At 69.8% G+C, this 291-nt stretch carries 1 protein-coding gene; it reads right to left on the bottom strand.

Annotated features, from left to right (window positions below; translation table 11 throughout):
• Positions 1-291, bottom strand: a 291-nt coding sequence (locus AB4Y44_RS42605; RefSeq protein ID WP_368702839.1) for an aldehyde dehydrogenase family protein, incomplete at both ends; no start/stop codon positions are given.

Here is a 291-nt window from a genome sequence, read left to right as displayed (position 1 = left end):
CCGTCGGGCAAGCCTGCTTCCTGCGCGAGTGCGGCGAGCGCGAGCGCCGTGAGCGGCGTGTCCTCGGCGGGCTTTGCCACGACCGTGCAGCCGGCCGCGAGCGCCGGGGCGATCTTGCGCGCGATCATCGCGAGCGGGAAATTCCACGGCGTGATCGCGGCGACCACGCCAATCGGCTCCTTGATCGCGCTCATGCGCTTGCCGCGCTGCGTCTGCGGAATGATGTCGCCGTAGACCTTCGTCGCCTCTTCGGCGAACCACGCGACGTACGACGCACCATACGCGACCTCG

Source organism: Paraburkholderia sp. BR10937 (assembly GCF_040965695.1).
Lineage (GTDB): Bacteria > Pseudomonadota > Gammaproteobacteria > Burkholderiales > Burkholderiaceae > Paraburkholderia.
Note: the sequence above shows the minus strand (reverse complement) of the source record. Positions and strands in the feature narration are given on the sequence as shown.